Here is a 23127-nt window from a genome sequence, read left to right as displayed (position 1 = left end):
TCAGAGGCTCAGGCGCATTGCCAGAGCAGAAAGGGTGATCAGCAAAACCGGTACGGTGAGCAGCAGGCCGACCTTGAAGTAGTAACCCCAGGTGATGCGCATGCCTTTACGCGCCAGCACATGCAGCCAAAGCAGTGTGGCGAGGCTGCCAATCGGGGTGATCTTCGGGCCGAGGTCGCAGCCGATGACGTTGGCGTAGATCATCGCCTCACGTACCACGCCCTCTGCGCCGCTGGCCTGGATCGACAAGGCGCCGATCAGCACGCTGGGCATGTTGTTCATGACTGAGGACAGCAGCGCGGAGATCAACCCGGTGCCAATGGCCGCGCTCCACAGGCCCTGCTCGGCAAGCCTGTCCAGCAGGTGGGTGAGCATGTCCGTGAGGCCGGCGTTCTTCAGGCCGTACACCACCAGATACATGCCCAGAGAAAAAATCACCACCTGCCACGGCGCTTCCCGCAGCACGCGACGGGTTGAGATGCGGTGACCGCGAGCGGCCACGGCAAAGAGGATTGCGGCACAGACGGCGGCCACCGCACTGATCGGGATGCCCAGAGGTTCCAGTACGAACAGGCCTGCAAGCAACACCAGCAGCACCCACCCACCGACTTTGAAGGTGGCGTGGTCATGAATTGCCTCGCTTGGCGCCTTCAGCGCATCGAGCGCGTACTGCCTGGGGATATCACGACGGAAGTACAGAAACAGCACCAGCAGGGTGGCCGCCACGCTGGCGATATTCACCGGCACCATCACCGATGCGTATTCGGCGAAGCCCAGGCCGAAGTAGTCGGCCGAGACGATGTTGACCAGGTTGGAGACCACCAGCGGCAGGCTTGCCGTGTCGGCAATAAAGCCTGCTGCCATGACAAAGGCCAGTGTCGCTGCAGGTGAGAAGCGCAGCGCGAGCAGCATCGACATGACGATGGGGGTGAGGATCAGCGCCGCACCGTCGTTGGCGAACAGCGCCGATACAGCGGCGCCGAGCAGTACGCAGAAGGCGAACAGGCGGTGGCCGCTGCCGTTTGCCCAGCGCGCCACATGCAATGCGGCCCATTCGAAGAAACCCGCCTCATCCAGCAGCAAGCTGATGATGATGACCGCGATGAACGTGGCGGTGGCGTTCCAGACTATGGCCCATACGGCAGGGATGTCATGCAGTGAAACGGCGCCTGTAGCCAGGGCGATGATGGCGCCTAGCGCGGCGCTCCAGCCAACACCGAGCCCCTTGGGCTGCCAGATGACCAGTATGAGGGTGAAGACGAAGACAGCAATGGCGGGCAGCATGAAAATCTCGCTTGGTGATGATCAGCAGCAGACGGAATCACGCACGGGGCGACCGTCCATGTTCTTCAGCCGAAGGGCATTGTCAGCCAGCCATTGCGAATTGGCGTGCAAGGTGACCTGAAGCATTTCGTGAACCCAGGAAGGCAGTTCCGGATTCAGGCGGTAATACACCCATTGGCCCTGACGGCGGTCCAGCAGCATGCCAGTGCTGCGCAGTTGTGCCAGATGGCGACTGATCTTGGGTTGGCTGTCGTCCAGCGCGCACATCAGTTCGCAGACGCACAGTTCGCCCAGGCTGGCGATAAGCAGCGTGGCGCGAGCGCGGGTTTCGTCAGAGAGGCTCTTGAAGACATCGGGCGGTGTGATCATGGGGGTGCCTGTACATGCGGAAAGCCGAATATACGTATTTCCATATGTTCGGGCAAGCATTCCTGGGCTTGTGCGCTTGCAGCTCACCATGGCCACGCCCTTCGGTCGACAAAAGCAGGGTTTTGGCAGGCTTCAGACGCTGATGGCACTGCAGGGTGTATAGTGCCTGCTCGGGTGACTGTCGTTCAGTGGCTCATAACCGAGAGGCCAACATGTCCCAGACGTACCCCAGCGCGGCCCAAAAAGCCCATGTGCGCATCTGCGAGCAGGTCGAAGCTTTCCTTCAGCATGGCGGCCGCATTCAGCAGGTAGCGATCGGTGTCACCGGCTACGCTGATGGTGTCTCCAGGGCGCAGTGGAAAAAAGAGCGAACGGCCAAGCCTTGAGGATGCCGGCAGTGTTTATCTGCCAGTAGGGGCCACACCATCAGAGCGCCGCGCGCGCTTGCTTGCCAGGGGCTCTCCCGTGGACGAAGAACCAAGCGATTTTTCGGTAGCCGTGTGCATCGGTATTTCCGAACAGCAAGTCACGTTGTACCGCCGTGAAACGTTCCATTTAGGTGATGGTTCATGGCTTGTGCATTTCGCGTTCTCCATGCCCAAAGAGCTGCGTCAGCAACTGACCGGCAGCTTCACATTGTTGTTGAAAGCCCCGCGAGCGTTCGGTGACGCTCGTTGGACCGATGAAGCTTGAACAGCGTAGCGGGGTGCCTGCGCGTCTTCACTGCTGAACCCTGGGTGGTCGCGCAGAGCTCTTCCAGCAGTTTCTTGACCAACGCATGGTCTTGAATCAGCAAATCGATAGCATTCATGGTGTCACCTCGTCGCGGGCGAATGAACAATGGCTTGCATGGAATTGAGTGACAGTGGGCGGCAGGGTTCAACGTCGATGATGGCTGGCAAAGCGCGCTTCGAGGTCACGCTGCGATTACGCGCTGCCAGAAGCCCCAAGGCCCGCGTATGCAGGCCTCGGCAGCACATTCAAAGGATAGGTTTGCCCCCCGTCACGGCGTACCGCGAACCCGAGATGTAGCTGGCTTCATCGGACCCCAGCAAGACATAGATTGGCGCCACCTCCACAGGTTGACCCGGCCGCCCCATCGGGTAACCGGAACCGAAGTTCCTCACGGCCTCATCAGGCATGGTGGCCGGGATCAGCGGGGTCCAGATCGGGCCGGGTGCGACGCTGTTGACGCGAATGCCCTGCTTGCCCAGCAATTGCGCAAGGCCTGCAGTGAAATTGGCAATGGCACCTTTGGTCGCGGCATAGGCCAACAGGCTGGGTGACGGGTCGTCCGAGTTGACCGAGCTGGTGTTGATGATCGAACCGCCTTTTGGCATCGAGGGCAGAGCGCGCTGGCAAATGCGGAAAATGGCGGTGATGTTGGTATCGAAGGTCTTCACCCATTCATCGTCGTCAATCTCGTCCAGGCTTTCATGGGCCATCTGGAATGCGGCGTTGTTGACCAGGATATCGATGCGACCAAACTGCGCCACGGTCTTATCGACGATGTCATGGCAGTGCTGTTTCTGTGCCAGGTCGCCGGGCAGCAGCAGGCACTGGCGGCCCGCCGCTTTGACCCAGCGCGCGGTTTCCTGCGCATCGTCGTGTTCATTCAGATAGCCAATGGCAACGTCAGCGCCTTCTCGGGCATAGGCAATCGCCACCGCACGCCCGATGCCGCTGTCAGCACCGGTTATCAAGGCGATCTTGCCTGCGAGGCGATTGTTGCCGGTGTAGCTCTGCTCACCGCAGTCCGGATAAGGATCCATCCTGCGCTGGGAACCGGGAACGCTTTGCGGTTGGGAAGGGAATGGAGGGGTAGGGTAGTCGCTCATGCTGGAAGCTCCTGCAGGTTTGGAACGCTCATTCCCGTTCGAAAGGCGCGCCAGGCCAGTGTTGAAGTGGATCTTCGTGCTGAGCGACGAGCGGTTGATGCACCCATTCCCAGTGAATTTTTACCCACCGCCTAGCTCTACCGCTGACGGGGCTTGCTGGCATGGGTGAGGCCCACGTTATCAAGGAGTCTGCGGTGCCTCGAATCATCACGCCTTCCACGCCGGAACATGAGATCGATCAGACGAACGAGAGGATGTTCGGTACGCCCAAGGAGAGGCTGGATTTCTATCGACGCGAAATTCAGTATGAGACCACCATCCTGGCCAACCGTACCGACGCTTATCTTGCGGCCCAGTCGTTCCTGGTGATCGCCTACGTGTCATCGATGGGTAACCTGAACCAAAGCTGGGGCGAGATGTTCACCTTGATGGTCCCGGCTTTTCTCGCATTGCTCGGCGTGCTCAGTACACTGAATGCCTGGCCTGGCATCCGCGCGGCCTTCCGGATTATCGAGCACTGGCAGATGAAGCAGAGCCACCTGCTGCGCAGCGAGCCGATGATGGGCCTGGCCTATGACGAGTCGCCGCTGTTCTGCGAGGCCGAAACCTCTCAGGCGGGGCACCGCAAATCGCTGCTGTTTTCCTTGCGCACGCCCTGGATTTTCCTGTGCTTCTGGGTGTTGCTGGGCGGCTATTCAGTTTTCATCCAGCTGGCGTGATCAGTGCGTGCTGGTCGGCACCATGGGCGACCAGCACGCGCTGAACAGAAGCAGGGTCAGTCTGCCAGTGCCTCGCTCAGGATATCGACCACCGCGCCGCTGTTTTCCAAGGCATCACGCGGGCCGGTCAGTTCCACCTGTTCAAAGCCATTGGTGACCAGAAAGGCACGCGATTGCCGTTCAATTGTGCACTCATCATTGTGCTCCTCGTACTGACAGGCCTCTCATAAGGGCCTGCAAACAGCAAGCAGAGTTCCTGCTCGATGCTTGGCGGTAGAGGGAAAACAGGCTAACGGTTGCGTACAGTCTCCAATGCAGGCGACCACACCGTATGACCGCAACGTGAACACGCCAGGGTGTCGTGAGGCTCATGGTAGGCCGGACAACCACAGCCCACGCAGCAATGCAAACCTGCGCCGGGCGGCGATGTGTACTCTGGGCGATGCTCGACCGGCAGCACTGACAGGCCGGGGCGTGTGTCTTGCTGGTCATAGAAATACAAACTGAGATCGCCATCGGTTTCCAGAAGGCCCAGTCGAACCTGGCCCAGGTGCTCGACACCTTGCTGGCGTAGCTCCATGAACAGCTCATTCGGTGAAATGTTCATGTGACGCAGCGAATGGACTTCGTACATGCCCTCTTTCACTACCGTAACCGGCAGCCCGTCGATCCAGGCCTCGCAGGTTCTGTTTCGCCTCATGAGGTAGACCGTTCCTCGGTAAAGCATGAACAGCGTGAGGAAAACCAAGGCCACCGGCAGCAGCGGTACATCTTCATAAAAGGTTACATCGCCGGCCGCTGAGCCCAGGGTGAGAATGACCACGAGCTCGAACCGGGACAGCTGTCTGATACCGCGCCGGCCACTGAATTTCAGAAAGAAGAACACGGCCAGGAAGGCCGCTGAAACACGCACAGCAACTTCCAGCAGAAAGGTAAAAGGAAAGTCGCCTATCAGCATCCGTTGCAGATCAAACGAAACCATTCGCTGCACCCTTCCTTCTGCCGTTGTCAGATAAAGGGTTGACCGTTCTCGCTCAGGGCTGGTTCATCGACTTGGCCTGGAGCTCTCCGCCCGCGTCACCAGGGAATCGGCGTGCCATCCCACGCCCAGAACGTTCCGCTCTGCGCCGGGCCGTGACGGCTCACAAGTGCCAGGATGCAGGTGGCGGCAAACGCGGGCGAGAACAGTTTGCCCGGCGGCACATTGCCCTGAAAGGGGCGGGAAAGCTGGGTGTCGGTGGTGCCGGGATGCAATGCAAGTACCGTTGACGCGGGGTTCAGTCGCTTCAGCTCGATACTTGCAGTGCGCAAAAGCTGATTGAGCGCGGCTTTGCTGGCACGGTAGCTGTACCACCCACCCAGGTGATTGTCGCCGATCGACCCAACCCGCGCCGACAAGGCGACGAAGGCCATCGGTTGCCGACGCAGCAGCGGCAGCAAATGCTTGAGCAGCAGAACAGGGGCGAAACAGTTGGTTGTGAAAGTGCTCAGCAACCCCGCCATGTCTAGCTGGGTCAGTGCTTTTTCAGCCCTCGCCGGGCCTTCTTGCAGCACGCCAAGCGTGCTGAAGACCAGGTTCAGTTGGTCGCAGCAGGCGCCCACCTGCGCGGCCAGTGTTTGCAGTGCCTGCTCGGATCGGGCGTCGCAGTCGAGGCGAACCAACCGTCGCGCGTGCTCTGTGAACAAGGTATCCAGCGCAGGGCTGGTGGTGGCGCGTCGCGAAACGGCGAACACCAGCCCGATGTCATCGCGCGCCAGCAACTGCGTGCACAATGCCAGGCCAATCCCTTGGCTGGCCCCGCAGACCAGCACGTTGGCGGGTGTGTGAAGGTCGTTTATCAGGCTCATCGGCGTGTCCTCTTGGCCGGGCGCTGGCGCCTCGTCCTGTGATGCCTGCCAACGTTCTTGCACATGGCAGGGGTGAGCTCACAGCAGGATATAGTCGCTGTACTGCCGTAAGCCGGCATGGGGCCCTTCGATCAAGTGCACGTAACGGCCGTTCACCCAGTCGATCGGCAGGCAATCGTCGACGTCCAGTACCGCATCGGTATGCGGCTTGAGCCAGTCTGCCTGCAGGCGCTGCTTGGCCAGTTGCTTGGCCTCGGCCTTGTCCCTGGCCACCACCAGCAGGTAGCGGTGTGCCTCGCCAAACACCCCGGGCTCGTAGCCGCCCAGGTTGATGAAGAACAACCTGGGATCGTGTGGGCCAGGCGCTACCTGACTGAATTCGAGGCGGTAGTGGTCAATACCGTCGACTTCCATCCATGCGTCGATGTGCAAGCCCGTTCGGCTCCCGAACCAGGCTTGGCGCAAATGTGGGTAGGCCTGTTCAAGTGAGTCCGCCTGGGCGAACAACACATCGTGGACCTCGATATTGGCCCGTGGGTGGCGTCCACCGAGCATGACGACGTACAGCATGAGCAATTCCTTCTATCTCGACTTTCATGGGTGTTCGATAACGGGGCGCGAGGCTTGCAGAAATACGCATGCTGGGCATTAAAAAACTATACATGGCTCGTCAAATATCTGTACAAGCGTCTACTATTGTATAGTATTTAGCAAAGTGCTCGAGGTCAGAATGGCGCACCCTGCACGTTGGACCTGTCTGTGCCTGCTGCTAGCCGCCATGTCGTCGGCGGCAGACTGGCGAGCGGAGCTGCCTGCGGCGCAACGGCTGGGCGCCGGTGATTTCACCTGGTTCGGCCTGCGGCTGTATACCGCCCGGTTATGGGCAGTTGGCCCGGTTCAGGACTGGAGCCAGCCGTTCGCCCTTGAGCTGCTTTATCACCGTTCATTGTCCAGGAACACGCTGGTCAAGGCCAGCCTCGAGGAAATGCAACGCCTGGGTGGCGGCAGCATGACGGCACAGCAACGCGCGGCATGGACCAGGGCGATTGAGCAGGCATTCGTGGACGTGAGCCCTGGCATGCGCATCACGGGCTTGTACCTGCCGGGGCAGGGTTGCCGCTTTTACGTCGACGGCAAACTGAGCCACGCGATCGACGATCCGGTGTTCGCCCGGGCCTTCTTCGCCATCTGGCTTGACCCGCGGGCCAGAGACCCCCAATTGCGTCAGCGGCTGCTTGGGCTGGCTGGCGATGACCGAGGAGCCTGAACATGTACAAAGCGCTGTTGCTGGCTGCCTGCCTGCTTCTGGGCAGTTGTGGCAATGTCGGTGTCGAGCACTATGCCCAGGAGCAGCCGAAGCTGGACCTGGCGGCGTTCTTCTCGCGCCCGGTTCAGGCGTGGGGGATGTTCCAGAAGCGCTCCGGTGAGGTGGTCAAGCGCTTCCATGTGCGCATCGACAGCCGCCGCGAGGGTGAGCGGCTGATCCTCGACGAACATTTTCTTTATAGCGATGGCACACGCCAGCAACGTACCTGGACGCTGGTGCCGGACGGCCCCGGGCGCTGGCGGGGAACCGCGGGGGACGTGATCGGCGAGGCGCGTGGCGAAGTGGCGGGCAACGCGCTGCGATGGCGTTACCAACTGGACCTGCCGGTCGATGGGCGGCACTGGCAGGTAGACCTGGACGACTGGATGTACCTCATGGATGACGACACCCTGATCAACCGCTCGAGCATGAGCAAGCTGGGCGTTGAGATTGGCCAGATCACCTTGTTCTTCCGCCGCCTGCCAGAGGGCACACCATGAACCTGATCGCGCTGACCCAGCTGGTTTCGACCGGCGAAGCCAAGGAACTTGAACTGCTGTCGCTAGAGGGGGGCTTCTACCTCCTGCGCGCCCTGACCGACGCCGGCCCTGTGACATTGAGCGATGCCCAGGGGCAGCCCGTGCGCGTGCGCTCCACGACCGAACTGCGGCAGTTGCTGGCCGACCTGCCGCCGGTGCCCTGCATGCTGGTGCAGCAGGTGGTGCACGATGAGATGTGCGGGCAACGCGACGGCCCCATCGCGCCGCTGCGCGTACCGGTAACGCTCACCAGCCAGTGGTAGCCCGGACGATGCGCCTGGGCCTGGTGCTGGGTGACCAGCTGTCGTTCGACCTGGCAAGTCTGGCGTCCCTTGACCCTGCTCGCGATGCGGTCCTGATGGCGGAAGTGGAGGGGGAGGCCCGATACGTACCGCATCATCCGCTGAAGATCATTCTCATCTTCAGCGCCATGCGGCATTTTGCCCAGGCCCTGCGTGAACGGGGTTGGCAGGTGCACTATGTCGAGCTGGATGCCGAGGGTAACAGCGGCAGCATCGTGGGGGAGTTGCGTCGATGGCAACAAGCCTTGGGCGCTACCCACATTCACTTGACCGAGTGCGGTGAGTGGCGCCTGGAGCAGGCCTTGCGTGATGCCGAGCTGCCGCTTGTATGGTTTCGCGACACGCGTTTTCTGTGCTCCCGTGAAGCCTTCGGGCGCTGGGCCACAGAACGTCGCCAACTGCGTTTGGAGCACTTCTACCGTGGCATGCGCAAGCGAACCGGCCTGCTCATGGAGCCTGACGGCAGCCCGGCAGGTGGGGCCTGGAATTTCGATGGCGACAATCGCAAGCCATTGCCACGGCAGCTGCGTGGCCCGTTCGCTGCGCATTTCGCGCAAGACGACATCACGGCAGCGGTGGTGGCCTTGGTGCGTCAGCGGTTCAGCGACCACTACGGGGGCGTCGACGGTTTCGACTACCCCGTGACCCACGCCGAGGCACAACAGCTGTGGCAGCATTTTCTGGATTTCGGCCTGGCGGCTTTCGGTGACTACCAGGATGCGATGGCCGAAGGCGAGCCGTACCTGTTTCATGCGCGCATCAGTGCGGCGCTCAACATCGGGCTTCTGGATGTGCGTCGTCTGTGCGACGACGTCGACAAAGCCTGGCGCGAGGGGCGGGTGCCGCTCAATGCAGCCGAAGGCTTCATTCGCCAGTTGATCGGCTGGCGTGAGTATGTGCGTGGCATCTATTGGCAGCGCATGCCGGCGTATGCCGGGCTCAATCACCTGAACAACGACCGGGCGCTGCCAGAATTCTACTGGACCGGGCGCACCCGCATGCGCTGCATGGCCCAAGCCATCGGGCAGACCCTGCGGTTGGGCTACGCTCACCATATCCAGCGGTTGATGGTTACCGGCAACTTCGCCTTGCTGGCCGGTATCGTGCCAACCGCGATTTGTGAGTGGTACCTGGCGGTCTACATGGATGCCTTCGAGTGGGTCGAACTGCCCAACACGCTTGGCATGGTGATGCACGCCGATGGCGGCTACCTGGGGTCCAAGCCGTACTGCGCCAGTGGTCGTTATATCCAGCGCATGTCCGATCATTGCAAGGCTTGCAGTTACAGGGTCGACCAGGTGACCGAAGAGGAGGCCTGCCCGTTCAATGCCTTGTATTGGCATTTTCTCATTCGCCATCGCCCCCAGCTCTCGGCTAACCCGCGCCTGGCCCTGGTTTATCGTAGCCTCGATGGCATGCCCGCCGGCCGTCGCGATGCCGTGTGGCAACGTGGCCAGTCATTGCTGGCGCGGCTCGATGCGGGGCAGGCGTTATGAAAAAGAGCCTTCTGCCCAGCAAGGTTTGCGTGGTGTGTGGCCGGCCGTTCACCTGGCGCAAGCGCTGGGCACGCTGTTGGGAGCAGGTGCGTTACTGCTCCGAGCGATGTCGCCGGTCAGCGCCGCGCCGCGATGCGCGCCAGCAGGGGCAGGGCCAACGCCCAAATCGGCATCAGTAGCAGGCCGGTTTCCAGCGCGCCCAAGGGCAAGGCGACACCTGCCAGCCTGGCGCCGCCTACGTAGGCCAGAGGGCCGCCAATCGCCCCCAGCAGTGCGCCGATTCGCCAGTGCCTGCCGGCCCATGCCAGGCTGTGACGCATCCCGCTGGCCAGCACCAACCACAGCAGCGCTAGCCACAGTGGCAGGGGCCAGGCGTCGAAACCGAACACCCCCAGTGCTCCCAGCACGCTGTCGAGCACACAGCCGATAAAGGTGACGCGCACCAGCGCCTTGACCTCGGCATGGATGTCCGGGCACAGGCGCAGGTGCACTGCCACGCCCGGAATCACCAGCAGCAACAGCAAAGGCCGCTCGGCCCCCAGCACGCAGACCCACCAGCCGGCTTGCAGCCAGAGGGCATTGGCGATCAGCCAGCGGCTGCGCATCAGGCACTGCCAGGCAAGGGCGCGCGGCGTGCCTGGGGTGCTGCCCAGAGCAGGTGCGCAACACCGATGGCGCGTTCCTCGAAACCGCCTTGGCAGTAGCAGAGGTAAAACTCCCACAAGCGCTGGAACATGTCATCGTAGCCAAGGTCCGTCAGCGCAGTGCGTGCCTGACGCAGGTTTTCGCGCCAGTGTCGCAGGGTGTGGGCGTAGTCCAGGCCAAAATCTTCCATGTGCACAAGGTTGAGGCCAGTGTGCCGGCTGGCGGTGTCGAGCAACACGCTCAGCGAAGGCAGGGCGCCACCGGGGAAGATGTACCGCTGGATAAAGTCGACCGAGCGCTGCGCCTGGGCATAGCGCTGGTCGCGGATGGTGATCGCCTGCAATAGCATCAGGCCTTCAGGTTTGATGAGCGAAGCACACTGGCGGAAATACACCGGCAGGTAGCGATGGCCAACCGCTTCGATCATCTCGATGGAAACCAGTTTGTCGAACGTGCCTTGAAGGTCGCGGTAGTCTTCGCGGAGCACTTGCACGCGCTGCCCCAGCCCCAAGGCCTTGACGCGCTCCAGGGTATGGCTGTACTGCGCCTCGGAGAGCGTCGTGGTGGTGACCCTGCAGCCGTAACGGGTGGCTGCGTGGATAGCGAGGCTGCCCCAGCCGCTGCCAATTTCCAGCAGGTGATCGTCAGGGCTCAGTTCGAGCTTCTGGCAGATGCGCTCCAGCTTGTGCAACTGGGCCTGCTCCAGTGTTTGCCCCGGGTGTTCGAATTGCGCAGCCGAATACATCATGGTGGGGTCCAGCAGCCGCTCGAACAGGGCATTGCCCAGGTCGTAGTGGGCCAGAATGTTGCGCCGGGCGCCGCGCTTGTCGTTGCGGTTGAGCCGGTGCAGCAGGCGCAGGGCAGGGCGGCCCAGGCGGGCCAGGCCGCCCTCGAGCGCGTCGAGCACTTCAAGGTTGGCGACGAACAGGCGGGTCACCAGCGCCAGGTCGGGGCTGCGCCAATAGCCGTGAATGTAGGCTTCGCCAGCACCGATCGAGCCATTGCCGGCGATCAGGCTCCAGGTGGCGTCATCGAGGATCTCCACCTCGGCCTGCAACGGGCTGTCGGCATCACCGAAACTCCACTGCTGCCCGTGGCTGAGCAGGCGCAGGTGGCCGTGACGCAGCTTGCCCAACTGGGCGAGCACGGCGCTTCGTGCCAGCCCGCCGAGCAGGGGCGCAAGGCCTGCGAACTTGCTAACGCTCAGGGTGGGATTTGACATCATCAAGGTCCTCGCAAGGTTGGCCGAGTGCCAGGTCACCCTGGCAGGTGGTGTGGTCATGCACGGGGGTGCGTTTGAGTAACAGGCGAAGCGCTTGCCAGTAGATGGCCGAGACGGTGCGCAGGCTCATCCATGGGAAGTTCAGGACATACCGACGTAGCGCTGCTCCATCCAGTGGCGTGCGGCGCAGGGCGAGGTCGGCCTCGAACACCTTTGTGCCGTCTTGCCAGTTCTGCATCTGAATGCGTACATGGTCCGTGTCCAGGAAAAAGCGCAGGCGATAGTCCATGTCCAGCGGCATGAACGGTGACACATGGAAGGCCTTGCCTACGCTGAAGGGCCTGGCAAGGTTGCCTTGCACCGGGAGCACGTAATGAAAGCGTTCACGCCAGGGCGTGTTGCGCACTTCCATCAGGATCGCGGTCAGGCACCCGTCGCGGTCATGGCAGAAATAGAAGCTCACCGGGTTGAACGACAGCCCCCAGCACCGCAGTTGCGTGAGCAGCTGTACCCGGCCTTCGGGCAGGTGCCCCGTCGCCTGCCCGACCAGCAAGCGTGCAGCCTGGGCCAGCGATTCGCCTTGGCGGGTCAGGGCGGGCAGGTAGTCGGTTTCGCGCCAGCACAACGGCGCCAGGCGCCAGCGTCCCAGCCAGCGTGACAGGCCCATCAGCCAGGATTGTTCGTCCAGGTCCAGGTAGAACATGCCGATCCGGTAGCGGAACGCGTGGGCCCGCGGCGTCAGCCGACGGTGGCTGATCCAGCCCACGCAGAGGCTGCTGTTCACAGTTGCTCTCCGAAGTGCGCGGCCACCTTCAGTGCGCTGACCACCCCGTCTTCATGAAAGCCATTGCCCCAGTAGGCGCCGCAGAAGTAACTGTGCTGTTGCCCTTGCAGTTGCTCTTGGCACGCTTGCGCGGCGGACGCTGCAACGCTGTACTGCGGATGGGCGTACTGGAAGCGGGCGATGACCTGCGCCGGGTCTATCAGTGCGGTCTGGTTGAGGCTCACACAGAAGGTTGTCGGTGCCTGGATACCCTGCAGAATGTTCATGTTGTAGGTCAGCGCGGCGGGAGCCCGCTCGGGGCCGCCCAGGCGGTAGTTCCAACTGGCCCAGGCGCGCTGGCGGCGTGGCAGCAGACGGGTATCGGTATGCAGCACCACGTCGTTGCTGGCGTAATCGATGGCGCCGAGTACGGCGCGCTCCTGGTTGCTGGGGCTTTCCAGCAGTGCCAGGGCCTGATCGCTGTGGCAAGCGAACACCACATTGTCGAATCGCTCGGTGCCGGCCGCGTTCACGAGGGTCACGCCACCTTCGTCGCGGCTGACCCGGTAAACCTTGCAGTTGAGGCGGATGCGCTCAGCGAACGGTCGGCACAGCGGTGCGACATAGCTGCGCGAGCCGCCTTTGATCACCCGCCACTGTGGACGTTGGTTGACCGACAGCAAGCCGTGGTTGCGGCAGAAGCGCACGAAGAACTCAAGCGGGAAGTGGAGCATGTCTGCGCGAGACATCGACCAGATCGCCGACCCCATCGGCACGATGTAATGATCGATGAAGCGTTGCCCATAGCGGTTCGCTTGAAGGTAGTCGCCCAGCGTGGTGCTGGCATCGATACGCTGGTTGTCCAGGTCGGCCAGTGCCTGACGGTTGAAACGCAGAATGTCCCGGATCATCCCCCAGAACCCTGGGGACACCAGGTTGCTGCGTTGGGCGAACAGGGTGTTCAGGTCGTGGCCGTTATATTCCAGGCCCGTGATCGGGTCATGCACGGAAAAGCTCATCTCGGTCGGCTGCGATGGCACCTGAAGCTGGTCGAGCAAGCGGATGAAGTTCGGGTACGTCCAGTCGTTGAAGACGATGAAACCGGTATCTATTGCATGGCGCTGGCCTTTCCAGACCACATCAAGGGTGTGCGTGTGGCCCCCGACCCATTGCTCGGCCTCGAAAACCGTGACTTCGTGCTTGCGTGACAGCAAATGGGCGCAGGTCAGCCCCGCGATGCCACTGCCGATGATTGCTATACGCATGGATCATCATTCCTGTTCATGACGGGCGAGGCGTTGGCCCAGCGCCAGGCGCAGGCGCGCGGGCAGCGCCCCGAGCAGGCGCAACACCCAGGTGAAAAGACCGGGGAAGTTGATTTCCAGGGGGCGGCCGGGCAGGCGCCTGGCGATATGCCGGGCGGCACGCTGCGCAGACCACAGCTGTGGCATGGGGAAATCGTTGCGACGGGTCAGTGGCGTGTCCACGAAGCCTGGGCTCACCAGGGTGACCGCGATGCCTTCGCGAGCCAGGTCGATTCGCTGTGACTCCACCAGATAGCGCACCGCGGCCTTGGACGCGCCATAGGCGCCAGCGCGGGGCAAGGCCAGCCAGGTCACCGAACTGCCCATGACCACCAGGTGGGGGTGTTGGCCTGCGCGAAGCAAGGGCAGTGCCGCCGCCAGGCAGTAGCTGACGCCCAGCAGGTTGGTGCGCATGACGCGCTCGACCAACGCCGGGTCGAAATGCCCCGGCTCCAGGTATTCGCAGGTGCCGGCATTGAAAATGGCCATGTCCAGGCCCCCCCAGGCCTGCTCGATATGCGCAGCGATGCCGGCGACCTGCTCCGGGTTGTCAAGATCGCCAATGGCCAGCAATACCTGCCCAGGAAACCGTTCGGCCAGCGGGGCAAGGCGGTCGGCGTGGCGCCCGCCCAAGGCGACCTGGTGACCTTGTTCCAGGAGGATTTGCGCGAGCGCGGCACCGATACCGCTGCTGGCGCCGGTCAGCCAACAGCGGCTCATGCCAGCCTGCCTTTGAGCCAGCGGATCGCAGTGCCCATGACGGGAAGGTGCTCATAAAGCAGGGCACCGGCGTCGAAATAGTCCTGGTGAAAATGCACACGGTCGCGCCAATGCAGGCAGCTGCACCCTTGCAACGTGATCGGCTGGCCCCCCGCCAGGCGCGGGTGGCAAAACTGCAGTGTCCAACGCAGGTAACCTTGCCCGGGCTTTACCTCGTCGGCGCTGGTGAAGGCGTAGCGGATATCGGTGGCGTTGGCGTACAACTGCTCGAAGTAGGCGCGCAGGGCCTGCAGCCCCTGTATCTGGTGCAGGGGATCACGGAAGGTGACATCGTCGCTGTACAGTTTATCCAGCGTGTCGAGGCTCGCCCCATCAAGGCGGGCGAAGCGCTCGGCGAACTGCTGTAGGTACGCTGACATACTGGGCTCCAGGCAATCCTGTACAACATTGAATTGTTGTACAGGTATAACTGAAGCCTAAGCTTTTATCTATACAAGTCAACGTCCTTGTATAGGTTTTTTGTCAGCGCTTGGCCTGGCCCTGCTGCCGGCGCAGTTCTGCCACTTCAGCCTCCAGCTCGCGAACCCTTTCCTCGGCGAATATCTGCGCTGTGACATCGCGCTGGATGCCGATGTAGTAGGTTAGCTGGTCCGCCTCGTTGTGCACGGGTGTGATGGACAACTCGTTCCAGAACAGGCTGCCGTCTTTGCGGTAGTTGCGCAGCACCTGGCAGCAGGGGCGGCCTTCGCGGATCGCTTCGCGGATGGTTGCGATGCCCGGCTGGTCGTGATCCTCGCCCTGAAGAAAACGGCAGTCCTGATAGAGGATATCGTCGGCGCAATAGCCGGTCAGGCGCTCGAAGGCCGGGTTGACGTAGATAAGGATGCTCTCATTGCCTTCCTGCTCGGCGACGACGATGCCATCGTTTGAATGTTCGACCATCAGTTGCAGGAGTTTAGCGTTGATCATGGGGCTCACCTACAGACACTTCGTATGCGATGTGCGCCGAAGGCTTCCGTGCAGAAGCTTTTGGCGCCGTTTGTTGCATGATGAACCAAGGAGGCTCGCCGCAGAAGGTGCATCTGGGTTTAGAATGTATCACCCCTTGGATGACACCTCGTTATGACCGACGCCACCCCACCCGAATTGCTACCCATGCGCGATGTGGTCAGCCTGACCGGCATCAATCCGGTGACCTTGCGTGCCTGGGAGCGGCGTCATGGGTTGATACGCCCGCAGCGCACCGAGGGCGGCCATCGCTTGTACACGGCCCAGGATGTGCAGCGCATACGCGACATCTTGCGCTGGACCGCCAACGGCCTGCCCATCAGCAAGGTTAGCGACAGGCTCGCCGGCCAGCCTGAGGTGCCTGTGCAGCAGCCCTCGGCCTTTGACGATTGGCGCGCCGCCGTTGCACGCGCCTCCAGGGCATTCGATGCGCAGGCGCTGGAAGCTATCCATGGGCAGCTGTTCACACTCTTGCCAAAGGCCACGGTGCTGCGGGACGTGCTGATGCCGGTTTGGCATGAGCTGGCTTCAGGCACTGCGCCAGGCCAGCGTAGCCAATGGTTGTTTCTCGATACGTTCTTGCGCGCCCGGCTGTTGCTGCGCTTGCAGATGAACCAGGCCGATGCGCCACGGGTGCTGCTGGCGGGTACCGAGGGGCAAGCCGAGTGCCAGGTATTGTGCGCCGGGCTGCTGTTGAGCAGTGAGCAACAACGCATCGAAGTGCTCGGCTGCGGGCAGCCGCTGGAAGAGCTCCCGCTGCTGTGTGCGGCGATGCAGCCTGCGGCACTGGTGATCGCGCTGCAGCCGCCGGTGAGCCCTGCCTTGGCCAAGCGCCTGCGCTCGCTGCAGATGGACATTGCTTGTCCGCTGGCCTTGACGGGCGAGGGGCTGGCCGGTGTGCAAGCGGCCTTGCACGGGCTGCCGGTGTGCCTGCTGGACGAGCAGGGTGCTGACGTCGCGCGTGTGCTTGACGCCTTGCTCAGGGGGGCGCTGGACGTTTGAGCCTGGCCCTGCGCGATGCTCAGGGTGGTTGGGTCGTTGCTCGGCATGCTTTTGGCCCTTATCGGCGTCGATGAACAAGATCCTCAAGCAGTCGGGGAGCACACGCCGGTCATCGGCTTCCGTCTGCTACGCCGTTTCCAATGTCCTGTTGGCGGTTTGTGGGCCGGTGATCATTGCGCTGACCGGCACCTGAGGCCTCATCGCTCACGCGGTGTTTTCAGGTTTGGACGGGGCCGCGTGCCACTGCTCCTTGGGCACCCATTTGGGTTGCTCGGGATCGCCCAGGTAGTGAGGCGACATGATTTGCACCCCATACTCGTTGAACACGTCCTGGATATTGGCGTGCAACAGGCTCAAAAGCTGCGCGCGTGGCCTGGGCTCTGACGGAATGGCCTGGGCCACTAATCGATACTCGGGGTAGAAGTCCGACAGTGCCGTCTGGAATACCTGGGGCATGGGCGTTTGCAGCACGCCGTCGGTGCGCCGAGCCGCTTCCAGCAACATCGCCTCGACCTGACGCCACGGGGTGTCGTAGCCAATGGTCACCACGGTGTCGACCACATAGCCTGGCCCTTGCACGATTCGTGAGTAGTTCTTGGTCACCGAGCCGGTAATCATCGAGTTGGGAAGTGTCAGCACTTCGCCAAGCCCGGTGCGAATGGTCGTGGTGAACATGCCCACCTCGGTCACCGTGCCCTCGTAATCACCCACACGTACAAATTCACCGACGCGCAGCGTGCGCGTGTAGGTGAGAATCAGTCCGGCGGCGCCTTGGCCGATGACACTGGTCGCCCCCAGTGAAACCATCAGACCGAGCAACACTGACAACCCCTTGAAGGCATCGGTACCCGAGCCGGGTAGATAGGGGTAGGCCATCACCAGGGCAAATAGCCAGATCGCCAGCGACGTCAGGCGCATGGTCGGTTGCAAGGTTTCGGCGGTCAGCCATTTCAATGTGCCTGGGCGTGCCATGCGCCTTAGCACACGTTTGGAGAAAGCGCTGATGCCCCGGGCGATGAAGAAGATCGACAGTGCAACGGCCAGGCCGGGCATGGCACGCAAAATACCGCTGATCAGGTAGTTGAGCAGCGCCATCAGGTGGATATTGAGGCTTTCCCCCCAAGACCTTGTGTAGGGGAACTGAGACAGCACGAAGCCCAGCCACTGGTAGCAGAACAACAACACGAGCAACCAGTACAGCAGCCAGAGAGAGCGGTCGATCAGGTAGTACAGGTTCTGCAGGTCGAACAGTTGCGTGTGGCCGACCTTGAGGCGCTCGGAGTGTTTGCCCATCAGTTTAGGCAGCAGTCCCAGGAGCTTGCGTCGACAGTAGCCTGCGGCCTTTACCAGCATGAAAAAGACCAAGGTTGCAGCAGCGCTGTAGCCTACCGCGGTGAGCAAGAACCGCAGGCTTCGCGCCTGGCGGGTTTCCTCGACGACAAGGCGCAGGTTCTCGGCGGCCTGCTCGGCGGCTTCGCCTGTTGTAATGGTATCGGCCGCAGCATCCAGTGGCGTCACGATGAATGCCCGGCGCCCGCCCAGCAGCACCAGGTAGCTGTGCAGGATAGGGTCGACGCGAACCTCCAGATCGTTTGTTTCCTGAAGCGTATCCTCGATGACCTTCTTGGCGCGCTGGGCACGCACCGTGGGTGTTTCGCCCAGCAGCGTCGCACGAAAGACCAGCACCGTGCGGTTGATGACGGTCAACGGTGCGGGTTCGGCAATCACACCCTCTATCTCTGGCCCAGGCTGAGGGGTGTCGGCATGGAGCAGGGGCGAGAACAGCAAGTGGATCAGTAGCATCAGCCCAGCAGCCCGTCCGAACCTGCGCTTGTTGCCCATTTAACAGCCCCTGTGCCGGCGTGTGGATTGCTACCAGCATAGTCGGCTTCAGCCAGCATTCAGTGGCTTAGTTCGCGGGCACGAGGATCACGAAGTTCTTCTTCATGTCTTCCACTACGGTCCATTTGCCCTTGGCGCCCGGTTCGATAATGAACGTGTCGCCAGCGGCCAGTGTGACCGGGGCGCAACCCTCAAGCTCGATGACGCAGCATCCACTCAGGACATGGCAGAACTCCCAGACTTTGTAGTCAATGCGCCACGCCCCGGTGCTGGCTTCCCATTCTCCGGAAATGCGACCTTGCTGTTCATCGTGATAGTACTTGGACGTCAGCGTGTGAGGGCTGCCTTCCAGGACTTCTTCAAAGAACGGAAGGTCGCGCAGCGGTTGGATATCCAGTTCGCGGAACACGGTCAGTTTCTGGTTCATGGCTGTTTCTCGAGCACGTTATGAGTAGGGCGATACATTAAATAGGCTTCACCGGTGACGCCCAGCATCGGGTGCGGAACGATCTGGCAGGTTTTAACAATTTGAAAACCATGACGTTCGTAGAAGCGGCGTGCACCGTGGTTTTCTGCGTAATCGATCAGGCACAACCCATCAAGGCCCGCGTCGTCAGCGCGCTGCTGGGCGTGGCGAAGAAACTGGGCGCCCAGCCCCTGGCTCCGCCAGTCCTCATCCAGCGCCAGGCTGGATATGTACAAGGTATCGGGTATTTCCATGTCGGAATAAGGCGCGAGGACGGGGTCGGTCTCGACTGGCCTGTCAGGCGTTGCGCGCAAGGCATAGCTATGCATCATGCCGATGACGCGCCCTTCAAAAGTGGCCATCAGGCAGTTCTTGTATGAAAAGTCGCCCTGTTCTCTGGCATAGCGAGACGCACCGACACTCAGCAAGGCTTCTCCAGGTGCGGCGAGCTTGCTCCATATGTAATCGGCCATGCCCTCCGATGTCAGTTGAAAGAAGCGCGCAATATCATGCGCGTCCGAGACTCGAGCGGGTCTGAAGTCGATAGGCATGCACAGTGCTCCCATGGTGCCGGGGGTCAGTTTTCAAGGGCTACGCCTTTGGCAGGGAGGCAGGGTAGACGGTTATAGCGGTTCCCATGATGCTCTGCGCGAACACCATCAGCATGGCCTGCGACACGCCTCGTGGCTCGACCGATTTCAGGAGCAGGGACGCTCCACCGGCGCCACCTGCACTGGGGTCATGCGCCAGTGCCCGGGCGGTTGGCAAGCAACTCGGCGACCAAGGCGCTGGTATCGACGATATCCAGTTGCGCCAGGCATCGCACGGGCAGGCGAAAGGGGGCGATGCTGTCGGCCACCAGTACCCGTTCGAACGCGCCGCTGTCGAACAGCTCGCCACCGGTGGTGAACAGGCCGTGGGTGGCCGCGGCCAGTAGGCGGCTGGCTCCGGCCTGCCGGCAGGCCTGGGCAGCGCGTAGTAGCGTCTGCCCCGTGCTGATCAGGTCGTCGAACACGATGACGGTGCTGCCTGCCACGTTACCGACCAGGTGTTCGCCGCTCAGGCCTGCCTGCTGGCGGTGTTTTTCCATCATGGCCACCGAGACCGGGCGCGCCAGCAGGTGCGCCAGGACCTGGCGAAACTGCTCCGCGCGTTTGACGCCACCGATATCCGGTGACACGACCGTGACCGCCTGCTCACCGAGTAGCGGGGCCAGGCGTTGGGCGAATAGCTGGGTGCATTGCAGGTTCCAGCTCGGGATTCGGTAGGCGTTGTCGAAGGCGCTGGGGTTGTGCACGTCCAGCGCCACAATGCGGTCCACGCCGCAGCTTTCCATCAGCCGAGCCACATGGCGAGTGATGATAGCGTCCTGAAACTCCACCTTGCGGTCCTTGCGACCATAACAGAGGTAAGGCGTGACTGCCGTCACCTGGCGGGCAGCAGCGTCCTTGAGCGCGCCACAGAAGAACAACAACCGGCATAGCTTGTCATGCGCGCTGTGGTGCGCGTCACCATACAGCGAGTGGAAGACGATGACCGATCGACCGTCCACCGATTCGCCGGGCCAGCACTTGTGCTCTCCGTCCTCGTAGTCGCGCTCTTCATGTGCAGACAGTGTCCTGCCCAGGCGTTGCGCCACGGCATTCCCATAGGCCTGGCTGCCTTGCAGGGCGAACAGCAACGGCGGTGTGTCATTCATGCCCTGCGCTCCAGAGGTCGTTCACAGCGACATGAGCTGCATGGCACTGTGCGGTTTGATGAGTATCCAGTCGAGCATAGCCAGTGGGCGACCGTTCAACCGTGAATCGCCAGAATACTGGAGTGAACCTTGTACAGGGTTTGCTCGGTAGTACTGCCGACGACCTTGCTCACCCCCTCGTGGTAGAGCGTGCCCATCACCACCACATCGAAGCCTTGCTGGTTCGCGTACTCGCTGACCACGTTACGGGCAGCGCCCCGCACCAGGTGCAGGTGGTCTGGCTTGATGCCATAGTGGCCGCCGAACGTCGCCATGCGCTCGCGCGCACGACCGGACATTTCCTCGACCAGTTTGTCTGTCCAGGCCACGGGTGCGGCGGCATAGGCGACGAAACTGGCGCTGGGTTCGTAGGCCTGCAGCAAATGCAGCTGCGCCTTGCAGCGTTGTGCCAGTGCCTGTGCCGATTGCAGGATGTGGTCGTTGAGCTTGTCGATCACCGGGTCGTGCTCGACCAGATCAACGGCGACCAGTATGCGCGCTGGCAGCGTCGTTTCAGCCTGGGCTACCAGGTGCAGCGGGATCGGGCAGCGGCGTAGCAATTGCCAGTCCAATGGCGTGAGCAGGGCACGGCTCAAGGCGGTTTCGTGCTGGATGTCCTTGATCACCATCCCGACCCGGTGCAGTTGGGCCAGCCGGATCAAGTCCTTGAGCGGGTCTTGATCGTCCAGTGTCTCGGCGTAGGCGGTAATGCCCAGCTCGCCCAGCGCCTTGACCTGCTCAGCGAGCCAAGCCTTGCGATGCTCGGCGTCCTGCTTGCGGGCGTTTTTGCGTAGCACCTGGTCCAGGGTTGCCAGGCGCGAGGGCAATTGACTGAGCGCCACCAGGTGCAAGGTAGCACCTGTCGCACTGCTCAGCGCTTGAGCACGCGTCAGGGCAGGCGAAGGGTGCAGGTCTGGATGGCAGATCAGCAGCAGTCTTGAGTAAGTATTCATGATGGCCTCCACCGCGGTGGCAGCCTCGATGAAGGCCCACCGGTTCAGGCCAAGCGTGACGCAGTGGGGCTCGATGACCTTGATATTTATCAAGATTGGCTGAATGCGGTGTACTCATGACCGGGTCGCAGAGCTCGGCATGTTTCTCGCTGCGCATCAACACTGTTCGCTGTTGTACAGCTGATCAGCAGTGATGTCGTCCTGCAGGCATTAAAGCTGCTTCGAGTAATCTCTATGTCATTGTAAATAAAGAAAATATTTATTGGCATGGATTGTGTTGATAGAGCATTGAGAGGCGCCGAAACAGGGTGCCGAGCCTATCGATCAGGAGCTCCCATGCCACGTGAAATTCGTTTGAACGCCTTCGAGATGAACTGTGTCGGCCATCAGTCGCCCGGACTCTGGAGGCACCCCAAGGATCGCGCCTGGCAATACAAGGATCTGGAGTACTGGACGGATCTGGCCAAGTTGCTTGAGCGCGGTAAGTTTGACGGCATCTTCATCGCCGACGTGATCGGCATCTACGACGTGCTGGGTGGCAATGGCGATGCGGCCATCCGCCAGGCGACCCAGGTTCCGGTCAATGATCCGCTGGCGCTGATCACCCCGATGGCGCTGGTTACCGAACACCTCGGTTTTGGCCTCACCGCCTCGCTGACGTTCGAGCACCCGTATCCTTTCGCCCGGCGCCTGTCGACCCTGGATCACCTGACCAAGGGGCGCATCGGCTGGAACATCGTTACCTCGTACCTCGACAGCGGCGCGCGCAACCTCGGGCAGAAGGCGCTGAGCGACCACGATGCGCGCTACGACTACGCCGACGAATATCTTGAAGTGCTCTACAAGCTGTTCGAGGGGAGCTGGGAAGAGGGCGCTGTGCTGCGTGATCGCGAGCGCGGCATTTTCAGCGATCCCAGCAAGGTTCATGAGATCCGCCACCAGGGCAAGCACTTCCAGGTGCCCGGCATCCACCTCTGCGAGCCTTCGCCGCAGCGCACGCCGGTGCTCTATCAGGCGGGGGCGTCGAGCCGTGGCAAGGACTTCGCAGCCGGACACGCCGAGTGCGTGTTCGTCGCCGCACCGTCCAAGGTGATCCTGAAGAAAACCGTGGCCGACATCCGCCGTCGCGCTGCCGAGGCCGGGCGTGATCCACGCAAGGTGCTGATCTTCAACCTGCAGACAGTGATCGTCGACGAGACCGACGCCAAGGCTCAGGCCAAGTGGCAGGAGCTCACGTCATATACCAGCTACGAAGGTGCGCTGGCGCTGATCTCGGGATGGACGGGTATCGACTTCGGCCAGTACCGGCCCGACCAGGTGCTCAAGCATATCCATACCAATGCCATTCAGTCGGCAGTGGAAACCTTTTCCACCGCCGACCCCAATAAGCAATGGACGGTGCAGGAACTGGCCGATTGGGTTGGTATTGGCGGCTTCGGCCCGCTGATCGTCGGCAGTGCGCAGACCGTCGCCGACGAGCTGCAAGCCTGGGTCGAGGAAACCGACGTGGACGGCTTCAACCTGGCTTACGTCCTGGCCCACGAAACCTTCCGCGATGTGGTCGAGCTGTTGGTGCCCGAGTTGCAGAAACGCGGTGTGTACAAGACCGAATATCGTTCCGGAACCCTGCGCGAGAAGCTGTTCGGCGATGGCCCGCGACTGCCCGCCAACCATCCTGGCGCCGGCTATCGCGACCTCAGCCAGCAGCGCGAGAACGTCGGTGTCAACCTGGCCGAGCCGGCCTGAATCGGCAGAGGAGTCAT

At 61.9% G+C, this 23127-nt stretch carries 28 protein-coding genes and 2 pseudogenes; 10 read left to right on the top strand and 20 right to left on the bottom strand.

The genetic code is table 11. The features are described 5' to 3' along the window. Together V6093_RS06285 and V6093_RS06280 are read right to left on the bottom strand one after the other, a co-directional pair. On the bottom strand, positions 1-1284 hold the full coding sequence (locus V6093_RS06285) for an arsenic transporter (protein ID WP_143999986.1): 1284 nt from the start codon (positions 1282-1284) through the stop codon (positions 1-3). 21 nt (positions 1285-1305) lie between these two features. After that, a complete protein-coding gene (locus V6093_RS06280) occupies positions 1306-1653 on the bottom strand; it encodes a metalloregulator ArsR/SmtB family transcription factor (protein ID WP_003254021.1) in 348 nt (115 codons plus the stop codon). A gap of 212 nt (positions 1654-1865) precedes the next feature. On the opposite strand from V6093_RS06280, the gene V6093_RS06275 reads away from it, so the two are divergent. After that, on the top strand, positions 1866-2039 hold the full coding sequence (locus V6093_RS06275; protein ID WP_019751183.1) for a hypothetical protein: 174 nt from the start codon (positions 1866-1868) through the stop codon (positions 2037-2039). 79 nt (positions 2040-2118) lie between these two features. After that, positions 2119-2346, top strand: a complete 228-nt coding sequence (locus V6093_RS06270; RefSeq protein WP_003254020.1) for a hypothetical protein — start codon at positions 2119-2121, stop codon at positions 2344-2346. A gap of 19 nt (positions 2347-2365) precedes the next feature. Here V6093_RS06270 and V6093_RS06265 read toward each other — a convergent pair. Together V6093_RS06265 and V6093_RS06260 are read right to left on the bottom strand one after the other, a co-directional pair. Beyond that, a pseudogene (locus tag V6093_RS06265) lies at positions 2366-2464 on the bottom strand (hemerythrin domain-containing protein); the annotation flags it as partial. Between the two features lie 169 nt (positions 2465-2633). Then, entirely contained in the window at positions 2634-3491 is an 858-nt protein-coding gene (locus V6093_RS06260) for a glucose 1-dehydrogenase (protein ID WP_047602984.1), read from the bottom strand. Positions 3492-3685: 194 nt separating this feature from the next. Between V6093_RS06260 and V6093_RS06255 the strand changes: the two genes are divergently transcribed. Beyond that, a complete protein-coding gene (locus tag V6093_RS06255) occupies positions 3686-4210 on the top strand; it encodes a hypothetical protein (RefSeq protein ID WP_047602983.1) in 525 nt (174 codons plus the stop codon). Positions 4211-4281: 71 nt separating this feature from the next. Here V6093_RS06255 and V6093_RS06250 read toward each other — a convergent pair. From V6093_RS06250 to V6093_RS06235, 4 genes and pseudogenes are all read right to left on the bottom strand, one after another. Then, a pseudogene (locus V6093_RS06250) lies at positions 4282-4406 on the bottom strand (protease); the annotation flags it as partial. Positions 4407-4499: 93 nt separating this feature from the next. Continuing rightward, positions 4500-5192, bottom strand: a complete 693-nt coding sequence (locus V6093_RS06245; protein WP_014860475.1) for a DUF421 domain-containing protein — start codon at positions 5190-5192, stop codon at positions 4500-4502. A gap of 95 nt (positions 5193-5287) precedes the next feature. After that, positions 5288-6058: an SDR family NAD(P)-dependent oxidoreductase gene (locus V6093_RS06240; RefSeq protein WP_003254013.1), complete on the bottom strand. Its 771-nt coding sequence runs from the start codon at positions 6056-6058 to the stop codon at positions 5288-5290. Positions 6059-6136: 78 nt separating this feature from the next. Continuing rightward, on the bottom strand, positions 6137-6628 hold the full coding sequence (locus tag V6093_RS06235; RefSeq protein ID WP_003254012.1) for a DUF1543 domain-containing protein: 492 nt from the start codon (positions 6626-6628) through the stop codon (positions 6137-6139). A gap of 160 nt (positions 6629-6788) precedes the next feature. Here V6093_RS06235 and V6093_RS06230 point away from each other — a divergent pair, with 160 nt between their 5' ends. The 5 genes from V6093_RS06230 to V6093_RS06210 are packed head-to-tail and all read left to right on the top strand — an operon-like array spanning position 6789 to position 9880. Then, on the top strand, positions 6789-7325 hold the full coding sequence (locus V6093_RS06230; protein ID WP_047602981.1) for a chalcone isomerase family protein: 537 nt from the start codon (positions 6789-6791) through the stop codon (positions 7323-7325). A 2-nt stretch (positions 7326-7327) separates the two neighbouring features. Continuing rightward, entirely contained in the window at positions 7328-7864 is a 537-nt protein-coding gene (locus V6093_RS06225) for a DUF3833 domain-containing protein (RefSeq protein ID WP_019751189.1), read from the top strand. Beyond that, positions 7861-8166: a DUF6482 family protein gene (locus V6093_RS06220; RefSeq protein WP_003254009.1), complete on the top strand. Its 306-nt coding sequence runs from the start codon at positions 7861-7863 to the stop codon at positions 8164-8166. Before V6093_RS06225 ends, V6093_RS06220 begins: the two co-directional genes overlap by 4 nt. A gap of 8 nt (positions 8167-8174) precedes the next feature. Then, positions 8175-9701 carry a cryptochrome/photolyase family protein gene (locus V6093_RS06215; protein ID WP_406669741.1) on the top strand — a complete coding sequence of 509 codons (1527 nt, stop codon included), beginning with the start codon at positions 8175-8177 and terminating at the stop codon, positions 9699-9701. Then, the gene (locus V6093_RS06210) at positions 9698-9880 is read left to right on the top strand and encodes a DUF2256 domain-containing protein (RefSeq protein ID WP_004576510.1); all 183 of its coding nucleotides are present in this window, start codon (positions 9698-9700) and stop codon (positions 9878-9880) included. The genes V6093_RS06215 and V6093_RS06210 overlap by 4 nt, the downstream gene beginning before the upstream one ends. On the opposite strand, the gene V6093_RS06205 is transcribed toward V6093_RS06210, so the two are convergent. From V6093_RS06205 to V6093_RS06175, 7 genes are all read right to left on the bottom strand, one after another. Then, positions 9818-10306 (bottom strand): DUF2878 domain-containing protein, encoded by a 489-nt coding sequence (locus tag V6093_RS06205; protein ID WP_047602974.1) that lies wholly within the window; start codon positions 10304-10306, stop codon positions 9818-9820. The two genes, V6093_RS06210 and V6093_RS06205, sit on opposite strands and share 63 nt — an antisense overlap. After that, entirely contained in the window at positions 10306-11568 is a 1263-nt protein-coding gene (locus V6093_RS06200) for a cyclopropane-fatty-acyl-phospholipid synthase family protein (protein ID WP_003254005.1), read from the bottom strand. Before V6093_RS06200 ends, V6093_RS06205 begins: the two co-directional genes overlap by 1 nt. Then, positions 11543-12352: a DUF1365 domain-containing protein gene (locus tag V6093_RS06195; protein ID WP_047602973.1), complete on the bottom strand. Its 810-nt coding sequence runs from the start codon at positions 12350-12352 to the stop codon at positions 11543-11545. The genes V6093_RS06200 and V6093_RS06195 overlap by 26 nt, the downstream gene beginning before the upstream one ends. Next, complete coding sequence (locus tag V6093_RS06190; RefSeq protein WP_047602972.1) at positions 12349-13596, bottom strand: NAD(P)/FAD-dependent oxidoreductase; 1248 nt, start codon at positions 13594-13596, stop codon at positions 12349-12351. The genes V6093_RS06195 and V6093_RS06190 overlap by 4 nt, the downstream gene beginning before the upstream one ends. A 6-nt stretch (positions 13597-13602) precedes the next feature. Then, positions 13603-14355 (bottom strand): SDR family oxidoreductase, encoded by a 753-nt coding sequence (locus V6093_RS06185; RefSeq protein WP_004576513.1) that lies wholly within the window; start codon positions 14353-14355, stop codon positions 13603-13605. Next, the gene (locus V6093_RS06180; RefSeq protein WP_003254001.1) at positions 14352-14774 is read right to left on the bottom strand and encodes a nuclear transport factor 2 family protein; all 423 of its coding nucleotides are present in this window, start codon (positions 14772-14774) and stop codon (positions 14352-14354) included. The genes V6093_RS06185 and V6093_RS06180 overlap by 4 nt, the downstream gene beginning before the upstream one ends. A gap of 103 nt (positions 14775-14877) precedes the next feature. Continuing rightward, entirely contained in the window at positions 14878-15324 is a 447-nt protein-coding gene (locus V6093_RS06175; protein WP_003254000.1) for a PAS domain-containing protein, read from the bottom strand. A gap of 153 nt (positions 15325-15477) precedes the next feature. Here V6093_RS06175 and V6093_RS06170 point away from each other — a divergent pair, with 153 nt between their 5' ends. Beyond that, positions 15478-16365 carry a MerR family transcriptional regulator gene (locus V6093_RS06170; RefSeq protein WP_047602970.1) on the top strand — a complete coding sequence of 296 codons (888 nt, stop codon included), beginning with the start codon at positions 15478-15480 and terminating at the stop codon, positions 16363-16365. Between the two features lie 204 nt (positions 16366-16569). On the opposite strand, the gene V6093_RS06165 is transcribed toward V6093_RS06170, so the two are convergent. From V6093_RS06165 to V6093_RS06145, 5 genes are all read right to left on the bottom strand, one after another. Further along, entirely contained in the window at positions 16570-18207 is a 1638-nt protein-coding gene (locus tag V6093_RS06165) for a mechanosensitive ion channel family protein (protein ID WP_047602968.1), read from the bottom strand. Positions 18208-18274: 67 nt separating this feature from the next. Next, on the bottom strand, positions 18275-18634 hold the full coding sequence (locus V6093_RS06160; protein ID WP_014860486.1) for a cupin domain-containing protein: 360 nt from the start codon (positions 18632-18634) through the stop codon (positions 18275-18277). Further along, positions 18631-19224 carry a GNAT family N-acetyltransferase gene (locus V6093_RS06155; RefSeq protein ID WP_234410154.1) on the bottom strand — a complete coding sequence of 198 codons (594 nt, stop codon included), beginning with the start codon at positions 19222-19224 and terminating at the stop codon, positions 18631-18633. Before V6093_RS06155 ends, V6093_RS06160 begins: the two co-directional genes overlap by 4 nt. A 188-nt stretch (positions 19225-19412) precedes the next feature. Then, a complete protein-coding gene (locus tag V6093_RS06150) occupies positions 19413-20372 on the bottom strand; it encodes a ribose-phosphate pyrophosphokinase (RefSeq protein ID WP_047602966.1) in 960 nt (319 codons plus the stop codon). Between the two features lie 95 nt (positions 20373-20467). Continuing rightward, positions 20468-21457 (bottom strand): universal stress protein, encoded by a 990-nt coding sequence (locus V6093_RS06145; protein WP_003253994.1) that lies wholly within the window; start codon positions 21455-21457, stop codon positions 20468-20470. A gap of 243 nt (positions 21458-21700) precedes the next feature. Between V6093_RS06145 and V6093_RS06140 the strand changes: the two genes are divergently transcribed. Continuing rightward, entirely contained in the window at positions 21701-23110 is a 1410-nt protein-coding gene (locus V6093_RS06140; RefSeq protein ID WP_004576517.1) for an LLM class flavin-dependent oxidoreductase, read from the top strand. Positions 23111-23127: the final 17 nt, after the last annotated feature.

The sequence above is a fragment of the Pseudomonas putida group bacterium ESBL64 genome (assembly GCF_045277175.1).
In the GTDB taxonomy this organism is placed as follows: Bacteria; Pseudomonadota; Gammaproteobacteria; order Pseudomonadales; family Pseudomonadaceae; genus Aquipseudomonas; species Aquipseudomonas alloputida.
This window is presented reverse-complemented; position numbering and strand designations above follow the sequence as displayed.